This is a genomic window from Pontibacter populi (assembly GCF_019336435.1).
GTDB lineage: Bacteria > Bacteroidota > Bacteroidia > Cytophagales > Hymenobacteraceae > Pontibacter > Pontibacter humidus.
Genome location: NZ_JAHWXQ010000004.1, coordinates 61,553 through 85,903 on the forward strand (window position 1 = coordinate 61,553; position 24,351 = coordinate 85,903).

22 protein-coding genes and 1 tRNA gene are annotated in these 24,351 nt (G+C 44.7%); 10 read left to right on the plus strand and 13 right to left on the minus strand.

Annotated elements, in window-relative coordinates; genetic code table 11:
- Positions 1–75: 75 nt before the first annotated feature.
- The 3 genes from KYK27_RS14145 (at position 76) to KYK27_RS14155 (ending at position 4,299) form a co-directional block, all read left to right on the plus strand.
- Complete coding sequence (locus KYK27_RS14145; protein WP_199110725.1) at positions 76–3,234, plus strand: TonB-dependent receptor; 3,159 nt, start codon at positions 76–78, stop codon at positions 3,232–3,234.
- 128 nt (positions 3,235–3,362) lie between these two features.
- Positions 3,363–3,439 (plus strand) — tRNA-Ala (locus KYK27_RS14150).
- A 197-nt stretch (positions 3,440–3,636) separates the two neighbouring features.
- Complete coding sequence (locus KYK27_RS14155; protein WP_199110727.1) at positions 3,637–4,299, plus strand: outer membrane beta-barrel protein; 663 nt, start codon at positions 3,637–3,639, stop codon at positions 4,297–4,299.
- A 127-nt stretch (positions 4,300–4,426) separates the two neighbouring features.
- Here KYK27_RS14155 and cysK read toward each other — a convergent pair whose 3' ends face one another.
- The 8 genes from cysK to KYK27_RS14195 form a co-directional block, all read right to left on the minus strand.
- Complete coding sequence (cysK, locus tag KYK27_RS14160) at positions 4,427–5,341, minus strand: cysteine synthase A (protein WP_199110729.1); 915 nt, start codon at positions 5,339–5,341, stop codon at positions 4,427–4,429.
- A gap of 10 nt (positions 5,342–5,351) precedes the next feature.
- A complete protein-coding gene (epsC, locus tag KYK27_RS14165) occupies positions 5,352–6,185 on the minus strand; it encodes a serine O-acetyltransferase EpsC (RefSeq protein WP_199110730.1) in 834 nt (277 codons plus the stop codon).
- Positions 6,186–6,294: 109 nt separating this feature from the next.
- Positions 6,295–7,371: a hypothetical protein gene (locus KYK27_RS14170; RefSeq protein WP_199110732.1), complete on the minus strand. Its 1,077-nt coding sequence runs from the start codon at positions 7,369–7,371 to the stop codon at positions 6,295–6,297.
- Positions 7,372–7,666: 295 nt separating this feature from the next.
- On the minus strand, positions 7,667–8,374 hold the full coding sequence (locus KYK27_RS14175; RefSeq protein WP_199110734.1) for a hypothetical protein: 708 nt from the start codon (positions 8,372–8,374) through the stop codon (positions 7,667–7,669).
- A gap of 428 nt (positions 8,375–8,802) precedes the next feature.
- A complete protein-coding gene (locus tag KYK27_RS14180) occupies positions 8,803–10,008 on the minus strand; it encodes a hypothetical protein (RefSeq protein WP_199110735.1) in 1,206 nt (401 codons plus the stop codon).
- Positions 10,009–10,281: 273 nt separating this feature from the next.
- Positions 10,282–11,457, minus strand: a complete 1,176-nt coding sequence (locus KYK27_RS14185; RefSeq protein ID WP_199110737.1) for an MFS transporter — start codon at positions 11,455–11,457, stop codon at positions 10,282–10,284.
- A 965-nt stretch (positions 11,458–12,422) separates the two neighbouring features.
- A complete protein-coding gene (locus KYK27_RS14190; protein WP_199110739.1) occupies positions 12,423–12,917 on the minus strand; it encodes a hypothetical protein in 495 nt (164 codons plus the stop codon).
- Positions 12,918–12,923: 6 nt separating this feature from the next.
- Positions 12,924–13,406, minus strand: coding sequence for a hypothetical protein (locus tag KYK27_RS14195; RefSeq protein ID WP_199110741.1), 483 nt, complete (start codon positions 13,404–13,406; stop codon positions 12,924–12,926).
- Between the two features lie 129 nt (positions 13,407–13,535).
- On the opposite strand from KYK27_RS14195, the gene KYK27_RS14200 reads away from it, so the two are divergent.
- Positions 13,536–15,485, plus strand: coding sequence for a peptidylprolyl isomerase (locus KYK27_RS14200; RefSeq protein ID WP_199110742.1), 1,950 nt, complete (start codon positions 13,536–13,538; stop codon positions 15,483–15,485).
- 227 nt (positions 15,486–15,712) lie between these two features.
- On the opposite strand, the gene KYK27_RS14205 is transcribed toward KYK27_RS14200, so the two are convergent.
- Positions 15,713–16,360 carry a thioredoxin family protein gene (locus KYK27_RS14205; protein WP_199110744.1) on the minus strand — a complete coding sequence of 216 codons (648 nt, stop codon included), beginning with the start codon at positions 16,358–16,360 and terminating at the stop codon, positions 15,713–15,715.
- Positions 16,361–16,491: 131 nt separating this feature from the next.
- The gene (locus KYK27_RS14210) at positions 16,492–17,406 is read right to left on the minus strand and encodes a DUF1684 domain-containing protein (RefSeq protein WP_199110746.1); all 915 of its coding nucleotides are present in this window, start codon (positions 17,404–17,406) and stop codon (positions 16,492–16,494) included.
- 151 nt (positions 17,407–17,557) lie between these two features.
- On the opposite strand from KYK27_RS14210, the gene KYK27_RS14215 reads away from it, so the two are divergent.
- The 6 genes from KYK27_RS14215 (at position 17,558) to KYK27_RS14240 (ending at position 21,726) form a co-directional block, all read left to right on the plus strand.
- On the plus strand, positions 17,558–18,970 hold the full coding sequence (locus KYK27_RS14215) for an alpha/beta hydrolase family protein (protein ID WP_199110748.1): 1,413 nt from the start codon (positions 17,558–17,560) through the stop codon (positions 18,968–18,970).
- Positions 18,971–19,197: 227 nt separating this feature from the next.
- A complete protein-coding gene (locus KYK27_RS14220) occupies positions 19,198–19,542 on the plus strand; it encodes a hypothetical protein (RefSeq protein WP_199110750.1) in 345 nt (114 codons plus the stop codon).
- Positions 19,543–19,616: 74 nt separating this feature from the next.
- Positions 19,617–20,048, plus strand: a complete 432-nt coding sequence (locus tag KYK27_RS14225) for a DUF3592 domain-containing protein (RefSeq protein ID WP_199110751.1) — start codon at positions 19,617–19,619, stop codon at positions 20,046–20,048.
- Positions 20,049–20,147: 99 nt separating this feature from the next.
- Positions 20,148–20,627: a hypothetical protein gene (locus tag KYK27_RS14230; protein ID WP_199110753.1), complete on the plus strand. Its 480-nt coding sequence runs from the start codon at positions 20,148–20,150 to the stop codon at positions 20,625–20,627.
- Between the two features lie 85 nt (positions 20,628–20,712).
- Positions 20,713–21,237: a GNAT family N-acetyltransferase gene (locus KYK27_RS14235; RefSeq protein ID WP_199110755.1), complete on the plus strand. Its 525-nt coding sequence runs from the start codon at positions 20,713–20,715 to the stop codon at positions 21,235–21,237.
- Positions 21,238–21,282: 45 nt separating this feature from the next.
- Positions 21,283–21,726 carry a GNAT family N-acetyltransferase gene (locus KYK27_RS14240; protein ID WP_199110757.1) on the plus strand — a complete coding sequence of 148 codons (444 nt, stop codon included), beginning with the start codon at positions 21,283–21,285 and terminating at the stop codon, positions 21,724–21,726.
- A 29-nt stretch (positions 21,727–21,755) separates the two neighbouring features.
- On the opposite strand, the gene KYK27_RS14245 is transcribed toward KYK27_RS14240, so the two are convergent.
- The 3 genes from KYK27_RS14245 to KYK27_RS14255 form a co-directional block, all read right to left on the minus strand.
- Positions 21,756–22,028 (minus strand): hypothetical protein, encoded by a 273-nt coding sequence (locus KYK27_RS14245; RefSeq protein WP_199110758.1) that lies wholly within the window; start codon positions 22,026–22,028, stop codon positions 21,756–21,758.
- Between the two features lie 107 nt (positions 22,029–22,135).
- A complete protein-coding gene (locus KYK27_RS14250) occupies positions 22,136–22,831 on the minus strand; it encodes an ABC transporter ATP-binding protein (protein WP_199110760.1) in 696 nt (231 codons plus the stop codon).
- Between the two features lie 29 nt (positions 22,832–22,860).
- Positions 22,861–24,336 (minus strand): DUF5687 family protein, encoded by a 1,476-nt coding sequence (locus KYK27_RS14255; protein WP_199110761.1) that lies wholly within the window; start codon positions 24,334–24,336, stop codon positions 22,861–22,863.
- Positions 24,337–24,351: the final 15 nt, after the last annotated feature.

Here is a 24,351-nt window from a genome sequence, read left to right on the forward strand (position 1 = left end):
ATTAAGTTAATATTTCTGTTAGGATTTATCGACTTTAAGAAGTTAACTTTGCGCCAAAATCAATCAACCCATTTTATGAAAAACATTTATAGTACTTTATGCTTTCTTTTAGCATTGGTATTGTCAGTTCAGTCCAGTTTTGGGCAGGGTACAACTACCGCCGCGATGAACGGTGTGGTAAAAGACCATAGTGGAACGGCACTGCCAGGAGCAACGGTAGTTGTTGTCCATCAGCCAACAAATACCCAGTATGTAGCGCCTACAAACTCTGAGGGGCGTTATAACATTCAGAACATGCGTGTTGGTGGTCCTTACACTGTTAAAACCTCTTATGTAGGTTATCAGGAGCAACTCGTAGAGAACATTACGTTAACATTAGGTCAGAACTACCGTCTTGATCTGATCTTAAACCAGAGCTCTACCGACCTTGGTGAGGTTGAAGTAGTTGCAACACAGGATAAAGTTATCAACTCTGACAGAACTGGCGCTGCTACCAGCGTTTCTACTGAGCAGATTGAGGCTCTACCTACTATTTCAAGAAGCTTAAATGACTTCACACGTCTTACACCACAGGCTTCTACAGCTGGTTCAGGTACGTCTTTCGCAGGTCAGAGCAACAAGTACAACAACTTCTCTATCGATGGTACTGTAAACAACGACGTATTCGGTTTGTCATCAAACGGTACGAACGGTGGTCAGTCTGGTGTTCAGCCTATCTCTCTGGATGCTATTGAAGCTATCCAGGTAGTAGTAGCTCCATTCGATGTTCGTCAGAGTGGTTTTACAGGTGGTGGTATCAACGCTATTACAAGAAGTGGCTCTAACAACTTAGAAGGTTCAGCTTATTACTTCGGTAACAACGAGAGCCTGGTAGGTAAGAGCAACGATGCAGCAAGAGCTGAGTACCCAGAGTACACAGATTACCAGGTAGGTGCAAGATTAGGTGGCGCTTTATTAAAAGACAAACTGTTCTTCTTCGTAAACGGTGAAGTAACAAAGAAAAACCAGCCCCTTTTATTCGAACCAGGTACATCTACCTCAAACTTCACTGTAGAAGAACTTAACAGAATTGGTGCAGTTGCAAAACGCTTAGGTTACGATGCAGGCAGCTTCGGCTCTCAGACTGAAGAGACAAACAGTGAGAAGTTCTTTGCCCGTTTAGACTGGAACATCACTAACAACCACCAGTTAACACTACGTCATAGCTATGTATATGGCGAAGACCTGGACCTTTCCAGAAACCCTAACACAGTTCGTTTCTCAAACAACGCTGTGTTCTTCCCAAGCACAACTAACTCTACAGTAGCGCAGTTAAACAGCAACTTCGGTGGTACTTTCGCTAACGAATTTGTAGTTGGTTACACAACTGTAAGAGACAAAAGAACATACAATGGTAATCCTTTCCCAACTGTACAGCTTGACCTGTCAGGTGGTAGAAGAGTAACGTTAGGTAGCGAGGCATTCTCTGTTCGTAACCAGTTAGACCAGGATGTTCTTACTATTACAGATAACTTCAACTGGTTCTTAGGTAACCACACCCTTACTATCGGTACACACAACGAGTTCTACAAAACTTACAACCTGTTCATCCGTCAGGAGTTTGGTGCTTACCAGTACCGCTCTATCGAAGACTGGGAAAAAGTTGGTACAGCTGCTGAAGTGGCACCTTACCAGTTCGACAGAACTTACTCTCTCACTGACAACCGTCAGCAAGGATCAGACTTTACTGCTTACCAGTTAGGTTTCTATGTTCAGGATGAGTACGCTGTAATGCCAAACCTGAAAGTAACAGGTGGTGTTCGTTTAGATATCCCGACTTTCAACGATGAGCCAGCAACTAACCAGGCTTTCAACACTAAGTTTGCCAGCCGTGGTTTAGCTACTAACAAAACGCCAGGTGCTCAGCTTATGGTATCTCCAAGAGTTGGTGTAAACTGGGATGTATTTGATGATGGTAACACACAGGTACGTGGTGGTTTAGGTATATTCACAGGTAGAGCACCATTCGTATGGATCTCTAACCAGTACACAAACACTGGTACAGTACTTGGTAGCGTTAGCCAAAGAGGTTCTGGTATGCCAACACTGCGTTTCAACCCTAACCCTGATACGCAGCCGACTTCAGGTTCACTTGGCCTGAATGAAAAAGTATCAGAAATCAACATCACTGACCCTGACTTCAAATTCCCTCAGTTGTTCAGAGCAAACGCTGCTGTTGACCAGAGACTACCAGGTGGCGTAATTGCTACTTTAGAAGGTATCTACTCTAAAACAATGAACAACATCTTCTATCAGAACCTGAACCTGAAAGAAAATGGTAAGCTTGAAGGTAAAGGTGACACACGCCCTATCTTTAAAAAGGATGATGCTAATTTCAACGACATTATCTATTTAACAAATACAGATCAGGGTTACTCTTACAGCATTACAGGTCAGTTACAGAAGTCTTTCTCTTCTAACCTGTATGGTTCAGTAGCTTACACTTACTCAAGAGCTCAGGATGCTAACCCAGGTAACTCCAGCCAGGCACGTTCTAACTGGATCAACGTTAACCAGGTTTATGGTCTGAATGATGTTAGAGCTGCATGGGCTGATAACGATGTTCGTTCACGTGTAATTGCTGCTCTTAGCTACACTCTGAACTACGAAAACGGATCAGCAACTACAATCTCTGGTTTCTATAACGGTCAGTCTGGTGTTCCGCTTTCTTACATCTATAACGGTGACGTAAACGGTGACAACGGTACTACTAACGACCTTGTATACATCCCGCGTGATAAGAGCGAAATCAACTTTACTGGTGATCAAGCTTCTAAAGATGCACAGTGGAATGCTTTCAATGCTTACATCGAGAGCAACGAATACTTAAGAGAGAGAAGAGGCCAGTATGCAGAGCGTAACGGCGACAGATTACCTTGGACTAACCAGGTAGACCTGCGCTTAATGCACGAAATTAAGCTGAACACAACTGATGAGAACTCTCATAGACTTCAGTTTACTTTCGACGTAATGAACGTTGGTAACCTGATCAACAAGGATTGGGGTCGTCAGTATGGCGCTAACTTCAACGCATACCAGTTATTAGACGTTGATCGTAATACTGCCGGTACTCCTACTCCAGCTTTCACTTATACAGGTAAAGGTTTAACAGATGGTAACCCTTACTTCATGCAGGATTTCACTTCTCGTTGGAGAGGTCAGTTTGGTGTACGTTACATCTTCGGAGGTAAATAAGCGCCTGACTATATAAAACAAAAAGGGAGAGCAATTGCTCTCCCTTTTTGTTTTATATAAAAACCTGCATAAATAATCGCTGCGAATTTCAGAATATCAAAATTTAGTCTATTTTTGTAGCACCATAAGGGGGATTAGCTCAGCTGGCTAGAGCGCTTGCATGGCATGCAAGAGGTCATCGGTTCGACTCCGATATTCTCCACCAAAGGCAACTATAACTATAGTTGCCTTTTTTTGTTTTATCTCTCATATATAGTTAAAAACTATACTTTTGTGAAAGTGTGCTAATGCTTTGGGGCTTTCTATACAAAGTTCTTTAGCTTAACTATAGATTCCTGATACTACTTCAGCCAAACTTAAAATTAACTACAAACTTAATATTTCAACTTTCAGCTACTGTTCATGAAAAAATTATTACTATCTGCAACCCTTATAGTTCTGGGATTCACAGCAACAGCTCAGGATATTGAGTCAAATCCTATTAGATTAAGACTTGGTGGGGGTGTTACAATGGCCACAGGAGACTTTAAAAGTACAGATGTAAACAATGATAAATCTGGATATGCTAAAAATGGCATCTTTTACTCTTTGAGTATTATCAAAGACGTGCATTCTAATTTTGCTATTGGCCTATCCTTCGCCAAAGGAACTAATAAGTTTGATAAAGAAACTTATCGGGATCATTTTATCAGAAGTGGCGTCTACCCTGTAATAAAAGCTGACAACTATAAATTCACCCATATGACAGGTGATATTTATGGCCAGGTTCCTGTAAATAATTCTGCTTTTTATGCTAAGGCATCTTTGGGTCTGGGCTTTTTAACATCGGGAGATATAGAGGCGACTATATATAAAGGCAACGAAAAGATGACTCTCAGCCGAGAAGATAAACGTGCCCCGAGTTTAGTTGCTGGTCTGGGAGCTGGTTTTCGCCACGACTTTGGCAAATTTGGAATGGGTGTGGAAGTAGCTTATACATATGGCAAATTAAAGTTTGATGAATCTTACAAGCAGCTTTTTGCCACTGTTAACAGTACACTTGGGCTTTACTACAGAGTCAGGTAATTCAACCTCGTAACAAGAGATAGAGATAGTTGCTTTAGGAAATTTGCTATAGCACTAAACTACGGCTTAATCAAAACATAAAAGCCACAGTGGTTGCTGTGGCTTTTACTATTTATAGTCTGGTACTTTACACAAAAAGCCCTTCTACAGAAAGGTAGCGTTCACCGGTATCGTAACAGAAGGTTAGAACACGGGCGCCTTCCGGTATTTCTTTTAGTTTTTGCGCAACAGCTGCCAGCGATCCTCCAGACGAGATGCCAACAAAGATGCCTTCTTCGTGGGCTGCCCGCCGGGTATAATCAAAGGCGTCATCAGCTGCTACCTGTATGGTGCCATCCAGCAACGTAGTATCCATAATGGCTGGTATAAACCCTGCTCCCACTCCTTGTATTGGGTGTGGTCCTGGCTGGCCGCCGCTTAGTACTGCCGAAGCTGCGGGCTCAACAGCAAAAACTTTTAGGTCAGGATTCCGGGCTTTCAGAACACGCGCTACACCGGTAATATGCCCGCCTGTTCCAACGCCGGTTATCATGTAATCAAACCCTTCCGGAAAATCCTGCAATATCTCTTCTGCGGTAGTTTCAATATGCACCTGTGTATTGGCTTCGTTCTCAAACTGCATCGGCATCCAGGAGTGATCATGTTCGGTTAAAATCTCTTTGGCCCGCTCAATGGCACCTTTCATTCCCTGTTCCCGTGGAGTCAGTTCAAGTCTTGCTCCATACGCGGTCATCAGTCTGCGGCGCTCCACCGACATCGATTCCGGCATAACCAATATCAACTCATAGCCTTTTACAGCCGCCACCATGGCCAGCCCCACGCCCGTGTTACCCGATGTTGGCTCAACTATAACGCTTCCTTTTTTCAATATGCCTTTCTGTTCGGCATCTTCAATCATGGCAAGCGCAATGCGGTCTTTTATGCTTCCGCCCGGGTTGCTGCGCTCCAGTTTCATCCAGACCTCTGCCTTATCGCCGAATAATTTATTGATGCGCACATGTGGCGTGCGCCCTATTGTGTCAAGTATAGTGGTAGCTTTCATAGTTATATGATTAAATAGAAAAATTGAGCACGTTTTCCGGTTCGGGAGCTTTGCGTACTTTTATTTGCGGATGATGATAAACGCGTGAATAAGGCGGAACACTTTCTGTAAGCCATACATTACCGCCAATAATACTACGTGTGCCTATTACAGTATTTCCGCCCAGTATAGTTGCCCCGGCATAGATCACGACATGGTCTTCTATAGTTGGGTGGCGCTTCATATTGGCCATACTTTTCTCCACACTGATAGCGCCAAGCGTTACGCCCTGATATACTTTCACATAATCGCCGATTACAGTTGTCTCCCCGATGACTACACCGGTGCCATGGTCGATGCAGAAGTACGCACCTATAGTTGCTCCGGGATGAATGTCGATGCCGGTACGGCCATGCGCAAACTCAGAAATAACACGGGGCAGTAACGGGATATCTAACCGGTACATGGCATGCGCTAATCTATAAAGTGCAACTGCTTTAAATCCCGGGTAGGTCCGGATTACTTCTTCCATACTCTGGGCGGCAGGATCGCCGTGTGTAATAGCTTCCGCGTCGCCTAACAACATGCTGTGTATCTGGGGCAGTTCCTGCATTACGGCTGCTGCAAGTAAGGCGGGAGACTCAGGCAATGTACTTTTCATTCCATCCAATATCCGTTCCAGGCATTGCTGCAACAGTTGGGTATGCTCCTCAAAATCGGAAAGGGAAGTATAACGCTTTTCAGAAAGTGGCGGAAACAGTAATTGTATGATAGCTTCAGCAAAGTGGCAGGTAGCGGAGGCCGGGACCAGGTGGCGGGTATGCGTGTGGTCTTCGTACAGCTGTGCTAAAAAATCCTTATCCATAAACTATGTACGGCAATGTAAACTGGTTTGTGCATTTCAAAACAAAAAAAGGAGCCCAATGTTTGAGCTCCTTTTTATAGTTATAGTTACTGTAATCTATAGTTACTGGTTAGTCGCAGTGGCCCGGACCAACTTTACCATTGTTATAGGCATCCAGTAATTCTGCCCACGCTAGAAGCTCGCTTCTGGTTGGTTTGGTTTCTCCTTTAAAGTAAGCTTCCGCAGCATCCCAGGCAGCTTTTACATCTGCTGGTATAGATGCCCCTGATACTACGTTAAGTTCAGCAGCTATAAACTGGTGTGCCAGAATATAGTATGCGTCTCCACCTTTTGGAGCTGTGTTCAGTACAGTCAGGTAATTCTGGCCACTGTTATAGAACATCTTACCAAGATAGTCATCCCAGGCATTGTTGTATTGCTTCTTCTTAGGATCTGCATGGTTTTTCCAGTAGCCTTGTGTACGGGTGCAACCTGTTACTTCATCAGTTGGAGGTGTTACAGCTGTTTCACAGAACATGATATCATCAATAGCACCTGAACCTGAATAACTTTGTGTACCAGCCAATACTACTTTCATAGTTTTAACACCCGCAGTTTTCTTCAGATCAACTGTTTGCTTGCTGCTGTTGCCCAATGGTAACAGTTTTACCTTGTATAGTTCCTTTCCGTTTTCGTTGTAAAGGTATACCCACGAGTTGTCTTCATACGTGTCTATGTCAAGTACTTTCATAGACTCCAGGGTCATTGCTTTCGAAAAGGTCAGCATCATCTCGCCACCCCACTGGTTATCATTCGGGCCATCGCCATACACATTCGGATCATCTACCGGGTTAACACCAATTTCCTGGATGATCAATGTATTGCCCCATTCTGGTGTGTACAGATCTTCATCATCGCCGGTTATCTTTCTGGTGTCATAGATCATCGCCCTGTTATCATTCAGCATTTCACCGCTTGAGTTACGGGCTTTATTATGCACCATTACAGCAACACCATTTGCTGAATTTACTCCTGTTATAAATTCTCCTACAGGAGCATTTTCAAAATCAATTACATCACAAGTGCCGGCAACTATAGCCTGGGAGGTTGTAGGGTTCATTTCTTCGATCTCGTTTTGAGATTCGCATCCCATAAAGGCTAATGTTGCCAGGCTCAGTAGGCCGGTCTTTAATAAAGTTTTTTTCATAGTATATAAATTTAGGTTTGAAGTTTTAACTTATACTTGACTTACACAAGCACGAAAAGTACAATTATTCACTACATACTGATACCATAAACTATAGTTTTAGCTACAGTATACAATCCTGCTAACTTTATAAAGAAACCTATAAACACATCATAAACGGATAGTATTACCAGGTAAACCATTGGCCTGATGAAAAAATGAATGAAAAAAGAGCTAAAATAGAAAACCCGTAATATAAGCTTAGTTATATTACGGGTTAAATAAGTTTGCAGCGTTCTTACTGCTTATAGTTTGGTTATTTGTAGCAGATAGTACCTGGGCAGAACTGCACTACATCTATAGCACCTGAGCCGCCACGGCCATTCGTAGATTTAAAGGTAACACGCAACTTAGTTACACCAGCAACGCCCGGGCCAAGTACCAGCGGCTGGAAGGTGTAGGCACCAGTTACAGGTAAAACCATTGAATAAATAACGGTACCGGTAGCATCTAATAGTTCTAAGGTAGAGCCACTTTCATGTTCCTCGATATCAGCGATGTAAAGGCCACGCATCACTACACTTCCGAAACTGGAGAAGTCCATTTCTATACTGCCGCCTTTGTCGTTTATAGTTGAGTTACTGCCACGGTCTTCGCCAACAGTAAGAACATTACCTAACTGAAACGGACCACGGTTTACAGCCATATAACCTGCGTTCTTCTTGTCAGGATTTGTGGTATCGTAAACCAAAGCTGCATTCTCCGATGTATTTTTTCCGGCAGCAAGGCGGGTAGCCGTGATCTTTACAGGCAGCGTGGTGTAGCTGTCTTTCTTTACTTTGATTTCGTCGATGTATCCGTTGGACTCTGAAAAATCGATGATGGTTGCACCCGGTATAGTACCGAATTTTTTAGTATCTGAGGTAGTTAATGGTTTTACTTCAGCTTCTGTTTCCTGAGCGCAGGAAGCAACTAAAAGACTGGCAAGTGAAAGGGCGAGGGTTTTGTAGAAGATTGTTTTCATGTCGCAACTAATTGTAAAGGGTAAATTTTAAATAATGTAGTTGCCGGAGGAGCCCAACTATAGCCAGGCGTATATCATCAGAATTGTATATTTTAATGTCCCTTTGGCAAAAAACATTTCACCCTTGTACGGGCAGTTATTACAAAAAGGTTAGCCTGTTTTTAAAATAGTCACTAAATTTTAAATTTATATACATATGGCTATTTTTTCATTATTGCACTAATTGCTGTTACATCATAGCTTTAAATTACTCCAGGGGCATTTCTGGCGTTTGCCTGCTGGTCACCAGGTTTACCTCCTGTTACAGAAAAAATTTAAAAAAAATCAGGTGTGCATAAGGTAGCTCCTTCTGTAAGCTATAGTTTATAGTTGAGGTAAAATAAAAAAGGGAAGCCTTCGCCTCCCTTTTCCTTTACTCTTCAGTTTAACTAGCGCACACAGAACCGGATGTTGTCAATGGCTCCAGATCCAGTCGCCCCGTCTCCATCGATCCAGATCACCAGCTTGATCACTTCCTGGATGTTGCCAAAGTCGACGGTAAAGCCCACGTTATCGCCATGCGGCTCCAGGTAGATTTTTCGTGGTTCGTCTTCTCCCTGTACATACACAAAGGCCCAGGAATCATGCTCATTTTCATCGATGTCCAGTACCCGCATCGAGGTTAAGGTTACGGGCTCCAGGAAGCCGATCCGCATTTCCGCACCCCACTGGTTGTCGTTCGGCTCGCTTTCCTCGCCCAGCTGCTGCACAATGAGCACGTTGCCCCAGTCGGTAGTGGCCAGGTCGTCGTCGTCACCGGTCCAGTTCTCCGAGTCGAAAATCATGGCGCGGTTCTGGTTTACCGGCTCGTCGTTCTCATCGCGGGCAATACCGGCTACGTGTATAGTTCTTCCGCCATCTGACTCTACCGACGTTCTGTAACCAGTCTGGCCTTCGAAGCTGATCATATCGCAGTTTGTCTGTTCTGTTGGTTCATCGCCGAATATTGGAACACAGAACTTAATATTATCAATAGCACCAGATCCGTAAGCTCCATCGCCATCAATCCATATTACTAATTTTATTACTTCTTCTATATGACCGAAATCTACGGTAAAGCCCACGTTGTCACCATGCGGCTCGAGGTAAATTCTGCGTGGTTCATCTTCTCCCTGTACATACACAAAGGCCCACGAATCGTGCTCGTTTTCATCGATGTCCAGTACCCGCATCGACGTTAACGTAACGGGCTCCAGGAACCCAATCCGCATCTCGGCACCCCACTGGTTGTCATTCGGCTCGCTTTCCTCACCCAGCTGCTGCACAATGAGCACGTTGCCCCAGTCGGTAGTGGCCAGGTCGTCGTCGTCACCGGTCCAGTTCTCCGAGTCGAAAATCATGGCGCGGTTCTGGTTTACCGGCTCGTCGTTCTCATCGCGGGCAATACCGGCTACGTGTATAGTTCTTCCGCCATCTGATTCCACCGACGTTCTGTAACCGGTCTGGCCTTCGAAACTGATCATATCGCACTCTTCACCGATTACCTGTTTTCCGTCCCTGACATTTACCAGTGGATCTTCTTCTTTTTCGCAGCCATAAAAAATTAACGAAGCTGCACATAATAGAGTAAGTAGTTTTCCATTCATTCCCTTCATTATCGTTCTGTTTTAAGTTTGTTGTAATGTTTGAGCAGTACATCTCATCTCACTGTAAACACAGTGCACCGGGGAAGTAGAAGAATAGTGTGCTGCCTGCCGTACTATAGGCGAAAGGCTTACTTTGTGGAAGTACAAAACCTGGATATGCAGCACATATACTATAAATCCTATTTATTAAAATAAGTATATTACTAATACGATTTTGCTTCCAAAACCTCAGCTTATTTTAACCGATTTTGGTAAACAGTAATTACAATTGCTTTAATAAGCTTAATATTTTCGTGAAGGGATTTTGACGAAGAAAAGCAGGTAAAGAAGGGAAATAAACACAACGGCAGCACCTGTCCAGAATACAAGTCGGAAGTTTTCAGAGTTATTATTATAAAGCCAACCTGATGAAAGTGCTCCAATGCCAATACCCGCTTCCATGGCGATATACATCGTTGCCATAGCCCTCCCGCGGTGTGCTTCATGGCTCAGGTCAATGGTCCAGGCAAAAACGGTTGGTGAGTTCATTCCCTGCCCGATTCCGAAGAGTACGCCGGCCAGCATTAGTTCTGTTAGATTAGAGGAGAACCCCACCGCAACCATAGCCAGCATCAGCACAAATGTACTTACCCGCAGTACCTTTACCCGACCATATTTGTCGGAGACACGCCCTGCCACAAACCGGATAGCCAGCGAAGAAAGCGTGAAGCTCATAAAGAAAAGTCCTTTGTTCTTTATACCCAAGAACTCACTGAAATCGGGGATCACAGTAAGTATGGTGCCAAACGAGAATACCGTAAAGAACAGAACAACAGATGGTGCAATTACCCGCGGCTCAAAAAGCTCGCTTCGGGAGATACGCAACAGCCCCATCCGGAAATGCTGCTTTTCGTGAACAGTTTCCTTCATTCGCACTACCACCGCCACCGACAGAAAAGCAGCTACCGACGAAGTATAGAACATGGTATCGAGAGAGAAGTGGTTGGCTATAGTGCCGCCCAGTGCCGGACCTGCTGCCATACCCAGGCTGCCGCATAGGCCTAGCAGACCGGTAGCCTCTCCCCTACGGTTGACGGGTATGATATCGGCAACATAGGCTGCCGTGCCGGTAGGCGTAAACCCCGTAGAAAAGCCATGCACAAAACGTAACAGTAGAAACGCCGCTACAGAGCCTGTAATCGGATAAAGAAAACCACAGACAATACATACAGCACCACCCACCACCATTACTGGTATGCGTCCTATTTTATCAGCAAGCTGCCCGCTAAACGGCCTGGACAAACCGGCTGTGAGTGTGAAAAGGGAAATGATAAGGCCTTTGTAATCTTCGCCGCCCAGGCTGGTAAGGTAATCAGGCAGCTCGGGGATGATCATGTTAAAGCTGGCAAAAAACAGGAAAGAGCTCAGGCAAAGTAGCCCAAACTGAAGTCCGTACACCCGCGTTTCCTGCTTTTCCATTCGTAGCACTAAATCGGCCGCAAGTTGGCAAAGTATAGCTTAGGAAACTACCAAACTATAAAAAATGATGCATGGGAGTTAGCTATGGTTGTGCTTTCTAATAGTTATAGTTCTATTGTTCGTACTGCTGCCGCGAGCGTCCTCGCTCGTGACTTAGGATGGTGTTGAGTCTTCTGACCTAACTGGCCCGATAGGTACGGATTTTGTCTGAATCAGGATTTTAAGTATTAAAGGATTGGCAGGATCTTACTACTGCTATAGTCAGACTATAGTTTTATAGTTGGCGTGGTCCAGCCACCCTTTATACCCTCCTTGTCTAAGGCGGGGAGCTTTTATGGCCTTTGCTATAGTTCAACTGATAGTTTTATAGTTAGCGTTTTAACCCACCCCTACCCCCCCGAGAGGGGAATTTCTGCTATAGCTGTAATTTAAGCTTCGGTTCTATAATTTCCGTTTCAACACCACTATAGTCCCCTCAAGGGTACAATTCTGACATTAGTATAGTTTGCTTTATAGTGCTAGAGTTACAGTCCAAGACCAGGACAGGTTTACCTGTTCCTTTGGAATTACTACCACGATACATCTCGAAGCGAGCAGATTCAAACTATAGACAAACTATAGCTATCGAACTGATCTCAGTCTTTGGGTTGAGCGCCTTGTAGATTTCTTGTACCGAAGGTATTGTGAGGAACGAACAAAAGAAATGTACACCGCGCGATGCCCGAAGACGGGGCCTCCCGGCCGTGAGGGCACCAAAGTGGGTTTGGAACGATAGACGGGAAGAGCTCCCAGGATTGGAAGTAACTATAAAAGGAAGGCTTGGTTCAGGTTGTAGAGTAGCCAACTATAGAATTCAGATTTCTCGCAAAGGCTCGAAATGACAAATAGGGAAACTATAAGACATAAAAGACTCCTCCGCTAACGCGCAGGATAACAAAAGTGGAATATCAATTGTAAAATCTAATCTAAGCAACCGCTCCCTTCGGGCGGGCCAGCACACCATTTACTAAAACGTTCCGCTCCAGGGCGGCCAGGTTAATACTTGCTTTTATGTGGCGGGCTGTTCGTTCATCCGGGATGGTGGATAACTGAAGTGTTACTTTCCTGTTATCTTCAAGCTTAAACTCGATGCTGGAATCTGCTACGCGAATGGCACTCAACTGGCTCCAGTACAGCACATGTTCCCTGCCTAAAAAGGTATGCCGGAAACTCAGGCGTGTCGGGTTCATCGAAAAATACAGTTCTTTTAACTGAATAAAGCCAAGTCCTACGCCTGTTCCTATTCCTCCTGTTATGATCAGGGAAACAGCGGCAAACAGGAACTCGATACGATGTGGTTCTGGCATGCGTAGCTCCCTAACCAACGTAAAGATACCCCCTGCTACCAGGAACAACCCCAGCATTAAAATATTTTGTTTTAGCCTTTTAAGCTGCTTACGAGAGTAGAGGGAGATAAACATGCTGATTTAGCTTACAGTTAGGGTAATGCCTTTTTGCTGCACAATGTGCTGTATAGTCTGCCTTGCCCGATGTAGCGCAGTATTACTATGCAGCATGTTGAACCGCACAAGGTGGCGTTCCTCATTTTTAAGTACAAACACAACTTCCGCAATGCTAAGGTATACTTCGTCTACTTCTTCCCAGTCAAAATCTTGCTCCTTTTTCCGGAAACCTTTACGATAACGAACGCCCTGATCAGTAAGTGTAAGATGGCGACGGTACTCGGGGTGCAGGTCGAGCCAGATGCGGGCAACCAGGAACGGGAACACCAGCAGGTGCAGCAAATAAATACCCACAAAACTATAGGAAAAGCCTTTGGTAAGCACCAGGTACAACAACAGGCCGATCTGCAGCAGCAACAGGAAAGCTGTCAGCAGATTGGTGCGCTGCTCAGCTTTCAGGTTGCCGGTAAAAGCTCCCTCGAATAGCCTGATGTTGATATTTTGCATATTCAGTTACTTGTCCAGACTCAATTTAGCAAAATTTTATATTACTGCCAACAGAAATTATGGCTACGGCCCGGATGTAAAAGCATTTCGGTTGATTTTAGTATATTCAGGCACCCAACCAGGATTAACATGAAAAAGATACATACGCTCGGCTTTGGCCTGCTTTTACTTAGTGCCTGCCAGTACTTGCCACAACAAAGCCAGGAACAACCAGCCGGATTAAATAAATTTACAGATCCGCAGTTACAGCAGATTTACACGTTGCAGGATGAGCGCAAAACAGCAGACCTGCTGCCATTTCTGCAACATGGCAAACATACTTACCGCCAGGAAGCAGCACTCGCCTTTGCCTCCGTGCAGGATACGCTGGCTATTCCGCAATTGCTTAGCCTGCTAACCGATACCTCAACTATAGTTCGGTCGGCGGCGGCTTACGCTCTTGGCCAGGTCGGTGATAAAAAGGCCGAAAATGCACTTATACGTCATATTGAGCACGAAGCCCGCCCACAGGTACAGGCCGAAATGCTGGAAGCGCTTGGCAAAGTTGCTACACCCGTAGGTGTTGATTTTCTGGCCAACTTTAAGCCGCGCACCCCGGAGGCCACGGCCGGACAAACCTGGGGTTTATACCGTGCCGGTTCCCGCCAGCAGTTCTCTCCTAAAAGCTTAGCCGTAGGCGCAGAGTTACTAGCCGAACAAAATCCGTTTGAAGCCAGGCTGGGCGCCGCCCATTTTCTTGCACGTTCTCCAAAAGCAGACATTACCCCACATCGGCAGCAATTAATTACCACCGCCACATCAGACCCGGAAGCAGAGGTACGTATGGCAGCAGCACAGGCATTAGGTAAAGTAAGAGCTATAGATAAGGGCAGATTTTTATCCGGCATCGCGCAAAGCGACCCTGATTACCGGGTGCGTTTAAGCGCCATCCGTTCCATGACCGGCCTGGAATACAATGAAATAAAAACAGCTTTACTGGCAGGCCTGCAGGATAAGAATATAAATACAGCCGTGGCTACATCAGAATTTTTGCTGGCTAACCCGCAGGGCGTAAATATTACAGACATGCAGCAGGTGCTTACCAAAATACAGGATGCCCGTGTGCGCTCAAATGTGATCTGGGTAATTCTGAAGAACAGCCCGGCGCGTGATTTTCTGAGTGAGCGTTACAAAAGTTATTTCGAGAACGCTACAAACCCTTACGACAAAGCCCAGTTCCTGAAAGCTTTATCTGGCAACTATAACAACTATAACTACATTGCAGATGCCATGTTTGCAGCAAAAGAGCCCGTAATTGCAACCACCGGCATGGATGCCCTGCTGCTGATGCGTACACAGCCTGATTTCCCGAAAGCGATGGAGGCTGATTTTGCGGCTATCTTTAAGAAAGCAGTTGGCTCGGGAGATGTGGCACTGGTAGGCATGGGCGCCGGCGCAATCCGCGACCCGAAACTGAACCTTCGCAGCTACTATAACGACTATGGTTTCCTGGCACAGGCACAGCAAAAACTGCAACTGCCCCGCGACATGGAAACCAACATTGAGCTGCAACGAACGCTAGATTACCTGAATAACAAAGAAAGCGTAGCACCCGAGAATCCTTTCACGCACCCGATAGACTGGACATTAGTGGCCACCATATCTACTAACCAGCAGGTAGAGCTGCAAACCGAGAAAGGATTGATTGTGCTGGAGCTATTTGTAGAAGATGCACCGGGCTCTGTGGCCAACTTTGTAGAGCTTACTAAAAAGAACTTTTTTGATGGCTTATACTTCCATAGAGTAGTTCCGAACTTTGTAGCGCAGGGCGGCGATAAACGTGGCGATGGCTGGGGAAGCTCGGAGTATTCCATCCGGTCTGAGTTTGCGCCACTGCATTACCGCGAAGGGTATGTAGGCATGGCATCAGCTGGAAAAGACACTGAAAGCAACCAATGGTTTATTACGCACTCACCGGCTCCGCACCTCGATGGCCGCTATACTATTTTCGCGAAAGTAGTAGAAGGCATGGGTGTAGTGCACCAACTGAAGATAGGCGATAAGATAAACTATGTAAAGTTAAGAGCGCCAATGCAATAAATTGTAAACTATAAAACTACAAGGCCATTATACATGTCGCAAGTTTGAGCGTAGCGGTAACTTGTGGCTTGGCATGGTGCCAGTTTGTAACTGGCTTGTTCAGAACTACAGTTTCGCCAGTTACAAACTGGCACCATAAATTTCGCTACCGCTAAACTGCCGGCATTGGACAACAATAAAAAAGGCGACACTAAGGTGTCGCCTTTTTACTTTATAGTTATAAGCTATTAGCTGTTCTCTGTTATAGTTTCTGCTACGCTGGTCCAGGCGTTAAGTAATGGAATAAACTCCTGTTGCAGGGTGCGGCTGCGGTCTTTGCCGTACCAGCCGTGCAGTTTTTCAGCCATTTCTTTAAAATCCATGTTCTGCGCTTTGGCATCCATCACCAGTTGCTGCGCCGCCTCCGGACGTGGTCCCCAGGTTCCCAATTCTTCCAGTGTTTCTGCATCCAGGGCAATCAGTTTAGGAATTGAACGGCCACCATTAGTCAGGTAAGCATCCATCACCTCCAGGTTTTCGTCGCGCAGTAAAAGTTTCAGGTCGATCAGCGGGCTGGCATCTGCCATCTTCATAATGCCCGGCAGGTTCTGGGCTGCATCGCCACACCAGGCTTCGGTTATTACCACCCACACCATTTTGCGCTCTACTTTTTGCAGTGTTTCCAGCATCTCATCGGTTAGTACCGCCGATTTTTCACCGCGGCGCATACGATGCAGGTTCATGCGGGTATATTCTACCAGGTCGTCAGCGTGGTTAGTGCCGGTTGTTTTGTTCTCAGCCAGTAATTGTTCGGTTAAAGCTACGTATTCGGTATAATTCAGGGCTTTTTCGAGGTGCGCCTGAGTAATTACTTTTGGTGTATTTTGGGTTATCATGTTATCTGAAGGTTCGGAAATATTTATGTTGTAGTATAGTTCTTTCCATAGATAATGGAAGTCTCTATTTACAACAAAGCCATTATCCGAAATGTTTCCGCATCTCAGCAGTTCGCCAACTATAGCCAGTACTAATGATTTGCCTCAAACGACTTCTCGCCGGCAGGTATAGCTACCTGTAAAAAGTTCTGCTTAGGCGGCAGCGGGCATGTGGCATACGTTACGAAAGCGCACGGCGGGTTATACGCTTTATTAAAGTCGATGGTAACGTTACCGTTTGCATCCGGCAGGTCGGTATACAGGTAGCGCCCGGCACCATACGTTTCGTGACCGTTTGTTTTATCTGCGAAGATCACGAACAGTTCTTCGCCTTCTTTCAGCGCATCCAGCTTGTGCTGCTTCCCATCTATAGTAAAGACCAGCGCTCCGGGCGTTTCTTCTTCGCTTACCTGGCCAACTATGTTGGTAATGGAAATCTTTCGGCCGGTAGTGTTTGGCTCTAGCTTCGCCTGTATCTTATAGTTGGGGTTTACTTCGTAACGGTCTATGCCTGTAAAATTTTTCCTGATGTCGCTCTCGGTATCCAGCAAACGCACGCCGTACTTGTCGCCACGCTTTATCACAAACCAGGTCAGCGACCCATGTTTCAGTTTTGGTGCATCCACGGTATCCGAATTATAAACTATAGCCTCCTGCACCGGCTTTCCATCCAGTTGCACATCAGTGCCCTTATCTAACTTTACCTTTACCTGGTTATCAGCAAGTATAAAAGTACCTGCTTTGGCTGCAATTTTACCTTCCGGAAAAACGATCGCATTTGCAGGGTCGCTGCCAAAGGTGTTTTCGCCGGGTTCCAGCCAGAACAGACCAGCAAGCGCCAGCCAGCCATCTTCTTTCTTCAGGTTCTCGACACGCTGTTCATGCCAGGCATCTATAGTTGCTACATAAGCCGCTTTATCTTCGGGAGTAGTTTCGGGAGTATTGTTGCAGGCCGAGAACATGCCAACTATAGTTAGTAAGACTGTTGAAAGCAGGAAATTCTTCATAGATCAGAAATTAAATCAGCTACAAATTTAAGCAAAGAAAGCCGGTTTATAGTTTGTGTACTTCATTTTCACTTCACCCGGTTTTCCGGATATACATAACTATACCCGGAAATTATTACCTTAGTACTACACAAATCTCAATCATCCCTCTATGAGAAAATATCTGCTTGTTTTGCTGGCGACAATACTTACCACCATTACCAGTTATGCACAACAACCTGCCCAGACTATAACCGGCAGCTGGAACGGCTCTTTGGCAATTGGCGGCGCAAAACTGCGACTCGTGTTTAACTTAAGCGCTAACCCGGATGGCTCTCTTACCGCCACCATGGACAGCCCCGACCAGGGTGCAAAAGGTATTCCGGTAACATCGGCCAGGCTGGTGCAGGATAGTTTGTACTTAGATATAAAAGCGATTGGTGGCTCTTATGTTGGCAAAGTGACCGGTCCCGAAACGATTGATGGCTACCTGAAACAGGCAGGCCAGACCATGCATATTCCGCTTACGAAAGGCGAGGCAACAGAAGCTAAACGTCCGCAACACCCAGTAAAACCCTACCCTTATCAGGAAACCGAAGTAACTATAGAAAACAAAACCGCCGGCATAACCCTGGCCGGAACCTTAACTATACCAAAAGGCAAAACCAAGGCTCCGGCCGTGGTGCTTATTACTGGCTCCGGCCCACAAGACCGCGACCAAACCATTTTGGGCCACAAATCATTTTTAGTATTGGCCGATTATCTCACCCGCCAGGGCTTTGCTGTACTTCGTCTGGATGATCGTGGTGTGGGCAAATCGGGTGGTAATTTCGCGGCTGCCACTACCGAAGACTTTGCCTTCGATACCGAAGCTGCTTTTACTTACCTGAAAAATTTTGAAGGCGTTGACGGAAAGAAAGTTGGTTTGTTGGGCCACAGCGAGGGTGCCCTGGTTGCAGCAAAAGTCGCCGCCAAACACCCCGAGACTGCTTTTGTAGTATTGATGGCCGGAAGTGCCGTGCCTGGTACAGACTTGCTATTAGCCCAGAACGAAGCATTGCTTAAAGCTACCGGCATGCCCGACGCACAACTACAGAACTACCTGCAACTCCGCAAGGCCCAGTTTACTGTTGCCGCTACCGAGACCGATATTTTTAAAGCTTCGCAAACTATAAAACAGCTGGAGCAGGAAGCCAAAACAAAACTTACCGCTGAAGAGCAGAAGCAAATGGGACTTACCCCGCAAAGCGAACAGGCTATAGTTGCCCAGCTCAGTTCGCCCTGGACGCGTTACTTCTTAGGGTACAACCCTGCCCCTACACTGCAGAAACTGAAGATGCCCGTACTTGCACTTAATGGCACCAAAGACCTGCAGGTACCTTACCAGCAAAACCTGCCTGCCACCGAAAAAGCCCTGAGAGCCGCCGTCAACAAAAAGTACACAATAAAAGAGATGTCCAACCTGAACCACCTTTTCCAGACGGCAACAACCGGTATGGTAAACGAATACGGCCAACTCGAAGAAACTATAGCTCCGGCAGCTTTGGAAGTAATAGGAAATTGGATGAAGGGAGTGGTTAAGTAATTGAAACTATAGATGGTTATCCGGTTGAGGTTGTCTATAGGAAGTGACAAAAAGCTGTATGTTTTATTTCGTTTATACTATAGTTAGCGGCAAGAGCAATAATAATGGAATGTTTGAGTAGAATGAGATTGATAATAGGCTTCGTGGTAGTCATACTGTTATGGTTGATTTATTTTGCTACTCAAATGAGTGCTACCTATGACCCATTGAAGTCCTATCGGTTTTCTATGACAAAGGAAGAACTTGAAGAAAGGCTATTGCAGACAGTTAAGTCAAATCCAAAAATGACTCTGAATCCAAACGACAGTACGGGAACAGATAAGGAGTATCTTCACTATTATGCTGATATATCAATTGAGGGTGGGACCGAAGATTATGAGTTCACTATATCTTATTATGAGAGAGATAGCCGATGGGACAACAATACCAAATCTGAAGTCTCTCTTATTGGTGCATTTGATAGGGCGAATAAAACAGGTGGTTATAAAATCGAAAATACTGGCGTTGAACAACTGATTGCTGTGTTCGAGAGCCAAGTTATAAACAAAATAGATAAAAACTCCTCCCGCTAACAAAGTGCATAATTAAGGTTCGGCTACGCCTCCCCATATTATAGCACCAGCACGTTAGTAGTAATTATAAATAGATGGACCCTTTTTACTTTTTCATCGGAATTTTGATTCTTGGTACTGGTTTGTATTTTACTATATCTGACTATTATCATTCAAAGTATGGTTTCCATACAGTAGGAACAGTCAGTAAAATAGTCGGAAAATGGAGTGGTAGTGGTGGCAAAGTGAGTTATCTGTATTTCCCGATGGTGCAATTCAAAACAGAAGATAATCGAAATCTAGAACTAGAGTTAGAAGTAGGTGCAAGTCTACCTCTTTACAATGAGGGACAAAGGGTGAAAATTATCTATTATAATAACAAAATTCATCCAACAGGTACTGGATGGAAATTATTTTTTTGGTCTGTCTTATTGTTAGGTTTAGCAACGGTGTCATATCAACTAGTGCTATTGGCTAACTCTGATATTTGGAATAACTTGAACTTTATCTGGAAGATTTTGAAATAATTGTTTTAGCAGAAAATAAGAATAAAAGCTACTAATAGGGCGCATGAGCAGAGCTGCTGCTTCGCTTTGCCCACCCATATACAAATCCATTTTTAAGAAATGCGCGCAAGAACAATAGCTTTATTCCCAATAACCTTAGGGGCTTTATTCAGTTGTGACCAGGTAAATATGATTGCTGCTGGTAGTTTTGCATATGCTGAAACATATGAATTGGATTATCCGGAAACAGAAGTAATTGAGGCTATCACACAATTTAAAAGGCAATACCCCGAAAAAATAGTACCTATCCTTCCTGATGGTTCTGTTTTAAAAGACCAGCGAAGAAATGAATCAGACCATTGGTTTCATGTATATTTCTATGATGCTACTAAAAATCAAATATTAAATACATGGACAAGGCCAGCTGGAAGGAGGAAAACTACTTTTGCTTTGATTTCAGTTAATAAGGGACTAGAAATTGGAAACTGGAAAATCCTGAATAGTGATTTCAATTCGGAAGAAAACAGAAGATTGAAAAATGATTTTGAAAGACAAATTCTAAAGCCTATTCAAGGAATTCTAGCTAAAAAGAATAAATAGTAGCCAATAACAGAATAAATAAACCCTATGCAGAAGTATAATTCACAATACTGCACTGCACCTAGACACAACCTCAAACCCAAAAATGCATAACATCGAGATTAGAATAGCTACGGTAAATGATATAGACCAATTACAGCAGATTGGCAGGCAAACTTTTTCCGAGACGTTTTCAGAAGGAAATACAGAGGCGAATATGAAGAAGTACCTGGAAGAAGGATTCTCTGTCGAAAAACTAACTACTGAGCTCCAAAACAAAAACTCCGAATTCTATTTTGCTTCTGTTAACGGTGATATGATCGGGTATTTAAAGCTAAACTTTGGCCCATCACAAACAGAATTAAAAGACGATAAAGCCCTTGAAATAGAGCGGATCTATGTGTTAAAAGAATTTCATGGGAAGAAGGTGGGCCAGTTACTTTACGAGCATGCCATGAAAATTGCAAAGCAAACAGATGCCGACTACGTTTGGTTAGGTGTTTGGGAAGAAAACCCGAGAGCCATCAACTTTTATAAGAAAAACGGTTTTGTTGAGTTTGATAAACACGTTTTTAAATTAGGCGATGACGAGCAGACAGACATCATGATGAAACTCCAGCTGAAAAACTGATCAGGAGATGTCTCACCACTTTAAGCACCAACCTACTTTAAAACTATGATCCGCCCTTACACCCACTCAGATAAACAAGCGGTTGTTAATTTGCTGCAATTAAATATTCCGCGCTATTTTGCTGAGACTGAAGCGCCGGACTTTATAGTTTACCTGGACGAACACCTGGAGGATTATTTTGTAATAGAGGAGGCTGGAACTATAGTTGGAGCAGGCGGCATTAATTACTTTCCCGCTGAGCGGCTGGCGCGCCTTTCATGGGATATTGTTCACCCGGACTTTCAGGGCAAAGGCATTGGTACAAACCTAACGCAGCACCGCATAAACCATATCAACAAAAACCCAACTATAGATTTGATTATAGTTCGGACCTCGCAGGTAGTATATAAATTTTATGAGAAACTAGGCTTTGTGCTGGAACACACGGAGAAGGATTACTGGGCAAAAGGCTTCGATCTTTACCAGATGCGCCTGCCTCTTAGGGGTTAAACTATTAACACACAAACTATAGGTGGTTTCTAATCCATTGGCTCCAGCTCCAGCATTACCGGCTCTTTGGATATCTTAGCTAACAGTGAATTGATGATACTGAAAGCGGTAAGCATGTCCTGCTTATGTCCGTAACTATAAAGCGAGAAAAGCTCGTCGCCTTTCGAGGTTTTTTCAAAAATATACAGGTTATGAGCCCCTGCACCAAAAAAGGAAAGGGATCGGTTTTCTATGCGTAAAATATCAGTAAGCGATATGACGTATCGCTTACTGCCTTGCGGAACGGGTACTTTAATATTCATTTTGCCTACGTTAAACGGGTGAAAAACTTAGGCGTAAGCCGGAATGCGGGCTTAATTTATTGCAGTTTACTAATTTAAATCCTTAAAACCGAAGTAAAAATTGCCTTTTAAACGGTAAAGTAGGTCTCAAGCTCACGAAGTGTGTTCTCATTAGTTGCCATATCCTGCACCAGCTGTCCTTTTTCCAAAATAACGATACGTTCACATACGTCAATTACGTGGCTCAGGTCGTGGCTTGATATCAGCATGGTCATTTGTTTTTCTTCGCGCAGGTTTTTGAGCAGGTTTTTCAGGCGTATCTGTGAGCTGGGATCCAGGTTGGCAAAAGGCTCATCCAGTATCAGCAACTCAGGGTTCGACAGCACAGCTGCGGCAACACCTATCTTTTTCTGGTTCCCTTTCGAGAAATCGCGGATATACTTACGCTGCCCCAGAATTTCGCCGTTAAACAGGTCTGCAAAAGGTGCCAAGCGCTCAGCCACATCGCCGCCCGACAAACCATTCAGGTCGCCGATAAACTTAAAATACTCTTCGGTGGTCAGGTAATCTATCAGAAAGCCTTCATCCAGGTACGAGCCGGTATAGTTTTTCCAGTCCCCGGATTCCATCACACTAATGCCTTTCGAGAACACTTCGCCTTTGCTTGGCCGTATCAGGTCCAGTATCATCCTGAAAAGTGTGGTTTTGCCGGCTCCGTTATTTCCTACCAGCCCAACAGATTCGCCTGCTGTTATAGTTAGTTCCGGTATGTTTACGACAGTGGTGCCGTTATATACTTTCTGAAGGTTATTTATAGTTAGCATTGCTCTGATTTTTATAGTTGATCGGTTGATTAAGATTGTCTGTAGCCAGCTGCCAGTTTGTACTTGTGTGCTGTAAAGCGGTTAGCTGAGAATGTAAGCAGTTGTTTCTGAAAGATAATGCCCAGTAGGCCAAGTCCGCCAATTGCCGCTATGCCCGCATAAGGAACATCCAGTAAACCGAAAGGCAGGTAAATGAGAATAGGCAGAACCATTAACGGCAGCATCATCACAAACTTAGATGCCCCTACGCCCTGCCAGTTAAAGGACGCGCTCTTGCTCAGGTCCAGCTTCTGGGTATTGTACACTGAAAAGAAGAAAACGATGAACACGTTAACCCCGACATTATAAAGCAGTGCTGCCGCATTTATCAGGAGGATCTTATAACCAAAGAAGCCATATGGCAGCGTCAGAATAAAGGCAAGCACCATAACCGGCACCATCATCCAGTATTTAGCGCTCAGGAACTGGTAAGGCGAAATGCGCTGCGTTAGCAACCCGTCGAAGTGGCCGCTCTGCCAGCCTGGTAAAAACTGGCCATAGTTAAACATCGGCATCCCCGACAATATAATTCCGACAAAGATCAGGATCCCGAAACCATCCATATAATTACCCTTGCCATAAAATATAAAGCCATAGAACAGGAATATAGCCGACATGATGATAATCGATTTGGTACGCTTGTGTCGCCAGATCAGCTTCAGTTCCAGCTCTATTAACTTGCCCAGTTCCCCGAAGCGGTTCAGGAATGCGATGTCGCCACCTGTAGCTTCCTTTGCCTTATGTACCCTCAGTTCTTCTGGGTAAGTATGGGCTTTCAGAAAGTAGAAATTAAGCAGGTAAGCACCAGCCAGCAGTAAAACCGGAACTATAACCAGCCACGGCTGCACCAATATGGCACCAAATATAGCCTGGGAAATCACCTGCAGTTGCAAAACATCCAGGTAATCGAGTAGCATCAGCGAAACTATAGTTATGCCGAAAGCCAGCGTATAAAGCGGCTTATTGCTCATTTGCCGTTTAAAATACAGCAGCAGGAAATTGTTAAGCAGTGTTACAACCACCAGAGTCAGTAGCCAAACTATAGCCATGCCCGAACCAAAAGCCGGTATAACCGACGTGACCATAAAAGGCACAAAAAACAGCAGCGGTAACAGGTTAAAAAAGCTCGGTACAGATTTTACGAGCACATAATGCACCAGCTTGTTTTTAGAAATGGGCAAATGCAGGTAAGGCTGTATGGCCAACACTGGCAGCTCCTGCATCAGAAATCTAAAAAACAGATCGATCAGGAAATAGACCAGCAGCATGCCGTTGAAGATGGTTACCACATTTTGTCCCGGGTATATTTTTGCCAGAATATCATCCAAATAAAAACCCAGGAACAGGAAAATGCCACCAAAATAGACGATGAACAGGCCCAGTATAATGTTAAGCGCGATGCTTTTCTGGAAAACGGAAGACCGCAGCTCGGACCGCCATTGGTGCGATAGTAACGTCAGGAACATAGGCAGAGGAAGAAT

Bases quoted from the DNA above. Each gene is read 5' to 3' on its own strand.
- KYK27_RS14145 (WP_199110725.1), top strand. From the start codon at position 76: ATGAAAAACATTTATAGTACTTTATGCTTTCTTTTAGCATTGGTATTG.
- KYK27_RS14155 (WP_199110727.1), top strand. From the start codon at position 3,637: ATGAAAAAATTATTACTATCTGCAACCCTTATAGTTCTGGGATTCACA.
- cysK (WP_199110729.1), bottom strand. From the start codon at position 5,341: ATGAAAGCTACCACTATACTTGACACAATAGGGCGCACGCCACATGTG.
- epsC (WP_199110730.1), bottom strand. From the start codon at position 6,185: ATGGATAAGGATTTTTTAGCACAGCTGTACGAAGACCACACGCATACC.
- KYK27_RS14170 (WP_199110732.1), bottom strand. From the start codon at position 7,371: ATGAAAAAAACTTTATTAAAGACCGGCCTACTGAGCCTGGCAACATTA.
- KYK27_RS14175 (WP_199110734.1), bottom strand. From the start codon at position 8,374: ATGAAAACAATCTTCTACAAAACCCTCGCCCTTTCACTTGCCAGTCTT.
- KYK27_RS14180 (WP_199110735.1), bottom strand. From the start codon at position 10,008: ATGAAGGGAATGAATGGAAAACTACTTACTCTATTATGTGCAGCTTCG.
- KYK27_RS14185 (WP_199110737.1), bottom strand. From the start codon at position 11,457: ATGGAAAAGCAGGAAACGCGGGTGTACGGACTTCAGTTTGGGCTACTT.
- KYK27_RS14190 (WP_199110739.1), bottom strand. From the start codon at position 12,917: ATGTTTATCTCCCTCTACTCTCGTAAGCAGCTTAAAAGGCTAAAACAA.
- KYK27_RS14195 (WP_199110741.1), bottom strand. From the start codon at position 13,406: ATGCAAAATATCAACATCAGGCTATTCGAGGGAGCTTTTACCGGCAAC.
- KYK27_RS14200 (WP_199110742.1), top strand. From the start codon at position 13,536: ATGAAAAAGATACATACGCTCGGCTTTGGCCTGCTTTTACTTAGTGCC.
- KYK27_RS14205 (WP_199110744.1), bottom strand. From the start codon at position 16,360: ATGATAACCCAAAATACACCAAAAGTAATTACTCAGGCGCACCTCGAA.
- KYK27_RS14210 (WP_199110746.1), bottom strand. From the start codon at position 17,406: ATGAAGAATTTCCTGCTTTCAACAGTCTTACTAACTATAGTTGGCATG.
- KYK27_RS14215 (WP_199110748.1), top strand. From the start codon at position 17,558: ATGAGAAAATATCTGCTTGTTTTGCTGGCGACAATACTTACCACCATT.
- KYK27_RS14220 (WP_199110750.1), top strand. From the start codon at position 19,198: ATGACAAAGGAAGAACTTGAAGAAAGGCTATTGCAGACAGTTAAGTCA.
- KYK27_RS14225 (WP_199110751.1), top strand. From the start codon at position 19,617: ATGGACCCTTTTTACTTTTTCATCGGAATTTTGATTCTTGGTACTGGT.
- KYK27_RS14230 (WP_199110753.1), top strand. From the start codon at position 20,148: ATGCGCGCAAGAACAATAGCTTTATTCCCAATAACCTTAGGGGCTTTA.
- KYK27_RS14235 (WP_199110755.1), top strand. From the start codon at position 20,713: ATGCATAACATCGAGATTAGAATAGCTACGGTAAATGATATAGACCAA.
- KYK27_RS14240 (WP_199110757.1), top strand. From the start codon at position 21,283: ATGATCCGCCCTTACACCCACTCAGATAAACAAGCGGTTGTTAATTTG.
- KYK27_RS14245 (WP_199110758.1), bottom strand. From the start codon at position 22,028: ATGAATATTAAAGTACCCGTTCCGCAAGGCAGTAAGCGATACGTCATA.
- KYK27_RS14250 (WP_199110760.1), bottom strand. From the start codon at position 22,831: ATGCTAACTATAAATAACCTTCAGAAAGTATATAACGGCACCACTGTC.
- KYK27_RS14255 (WP_199110761.1), bottom strand. From the start codon at position 24,336: ATGTTCCTGACGTTACTATCGCACCAATGGCGGTCCGAGCTGCGGTCT.